The organism is Patescibacteria group bacterium, assembly GCA_018896645.1.
Classification (GTDB): Bacteria; Patescibacteriota; Patescibacteriia; order UBA2591; family JABMQE01; genus JAHIMF01.
This window is the reverse complement of sequence record JAHIMF010000034.1, coordinates 1-2,290: the sequence shown is the minus strand read 5'-3', so window position 1 is coordinate 2,290 and position 2,290 is coordinate 1. Positions and strand designations below refer to the sequence as shown.

The 2,290-nt window shown below is 38.7% G+C and carries 2 protein-coding genes and 1 tRNA gene; all 3 read left to right on the top strand.

What is annotated here, in order from left to right; all coding sequences use genetic code 11:
* The first annotated feature begins 157 nt into the window (after window positions 1-157).
* The 3 genes from KKD20_02430 (at window position 158) to KKD20_02420 (ending at window position 2,113) form a co-directional block, all read left to right on the top strand.
* Window positions 158-1,411, top strand: a complete 1,254-nt coding sequence (locus KKD20_02430; protein ID MBU4331958.1) for a radical SAM protein — start codon at window positions 158-160, stop codon at window positions 1,409-1,411.
* Between the two features lie 28 nt (window positions 1,412-1,439).
* Entirely contained in the window at window positions 1,440-1,934 is a 495-nt protein-coding gene (locus KKD20_02425) for a hypothetical protein (GenBank protein ID MBU4331957.1), read from the top strand.
* A 95-nt stretch (window positions 1,935-2,029) separates the two neighbouring features.
* A tRNA-Leu gene (locus KKD20_02420) sits at window positions 2,030-2,113 on the top strand.
* The last annotated feature ends 177 nt before the right edge of the window (window positions 2,114-2,290 follow it).

Sequence of the window (2,290 nt, the reverse complement as noted above, 5' to 3'; positions counted from 1 at the left end):
GTAGGACTTCAGATTCTGGATCTGGCTATCATGGTTCGATTCCATGCGGGGCAACTAATTAAGGCTTGGTAATCCTGCATTAAAGATTCAAGGGTGAAAAATCAATAAAGAACTGATTCTTATTAATCCTATTGTTAATCCGCGCCTTTCCCGTTTCTTGGTTAATATTATCCAGAGGATTGGCACAGGGAACCCTGTTTCATATTCTTTACTAACGCTTGCCGCTTTAACTCCCGTAGATTATAAGATTAAAATAATTAATTTAAAACAGTTTTGGTTTGGCAGCGACTTTTCCGGCGGAAAACTCATTGGTATCAGCTGTTTAACCTCTACTGCTTTTGAAGCTTATCGCCTGGCAGATAAATTCAGGCTCGCCGGCTCTAAAGTGGTTTTAGGAGGCCCTCATGTAACTGCTTTGCCGCTTGAGGCGGCTGAGCATGCAGATAGCATTGTTATTGGGGAGGCAGAGTCAGTTTGGGCTCAGGTGATCAAAGATTTCGAAAACAATCACCTGCAAAAGGTATACAAAGGCGAATCGCTGGAAGATTTTTTTACTCCTGTTTATGACTATTTTTTACATCTAGACCCGCGCCTGCTTAGTCTGGCAGGCGTCCATATCGCCCGCGGGTGCAAATATCATTGTGATTTCTGCGCGCGTATATCTACGTGGTTGCGTTTTACCAAGACAGAACAAGTAATCGAAATCATTAAGAGGATTAAAAAGGCTAAGCGTGCCTTTTTTATCCGTAGGCCAATGGTAATATTTCGTTGCGATAATATTTATTCAAGCCCAGATTACGCAAAAAAGCTTTTTAAAGAGATGATTCCTTTGAAAGTTTCCTGGATAGGCAATTGTTCAATTGATATTGGCTTTGACGAAGAAATTTTATGGTTGGCTAAAGAGAGCGGATGCAAGAGGCTATTAATTGGTTTTGAAAGTATATATTCAAAAGATTACCCCAAGACATCTTTAAAGCAGATTCAAACGGCTGAGGATTATAAAATTGCCATTAATAATATTAAAGCTCATAAAATAAAGATTTTTGGTTCTTTTATCATTGGCCTAGACCATTACAGCCATTTTGATTATTTGAAATTATTATGGTTTTTGGTGCGTTCCAGAATCTGGCATATTTACCTGTTGATTTTAACGCCTTTTCCGGGGACAGATTTATTCCTCCGCCTAAAAAAAGAAAACAGGATTAATTCGCTTGATTGGCGTAAATATGATATATTAACCTGTGTATTTAAGCCAAAGCAGATCTCTGTTTTTAGCGTTTATCTTTGGTTTTGGTTCATCAGATATTTAACTGTTTTCTTTTCACCATCAATTCTATTTTTTTGGCTTCTTTTTTTTGTAAGTTGGCAGGGAGGGTATTACTTAAGCCGTTGGTTATTGTATGGTTTTTAAAAGGTGTCTTTAGGTTAAAGGGGCAAAAATGAAAAAGAAATTCGCTCTCGGTATAACACTTTTTGGGCTATATTTTATTGTAGATTCGCTTTTTCAGCTTTATGTTAAGTTACTGACGCCAAATTACTACTCTTGGTATAGCACGATTTTTCAGGCTTTGCCCGGGAAAATAATCTTGCTGCGCTATCCTCTTTCAATAATATTTAGGATATTTGAGTTGGCTTTAGCCATAGGAATCTTGCGCCGGGAAGAAATATTTCGTAAATTCGCCGTGCTCTTTTCCTGGTTTACTATTTCTATATTTTATTGGAAGCATCCTTTTGACGCCATGAGTAAGCATACGCAGATTGTCGTTAAAAATATACATCCTATAGCCGGTTCCTGTCAGCTAACTTCCCCGGCATACACAAATATGATTGCCTGGGTTTCTTTGTGGTGTGTTTATGCGATTGATATCGGTATCTCAGCTTTAGCGATTTATTATTTTACAAGGCCCTATATTAAAGAACAATTTAAGAGATAGCTATTTTTTATCGCCTAATCCATTGGCTAAAAATAAATAACTTCTTTTATATTTTATGCGGGTGCTGCACAATTATTAATTGAAAGATAGATTGCGCGCGGGTGGTGGAATGGCAGACACGCTACTTTGAGGGGGTAGTGCTGCAAGGCGTGAGGGTTCAACTCCCTCCCCGCGCACCAATAAATAGGGACAGCGGCTAATTTTTCTTAATTCGTAGGGGAGGCTTACCTACCTGCCGGTAGGCAGGAACCTCCCCTACGATGTTGATAATTAGCCGCTGTCCCTATTTATTCTGCCGCTTATCTTTAACGTAATTACTTTTTTCTACGTTCTTAGCCAGTTTTTTTAGCTCTGCT

Coding starts and splice junctions, on each gene's coding strand:
- KKD20_02425 (MBU4331957.1), top strand. CDS start 1,440: ATGAAAAAGAAATTCGCTCTCGGTATAACACTTTTTGGGCTATATTTT.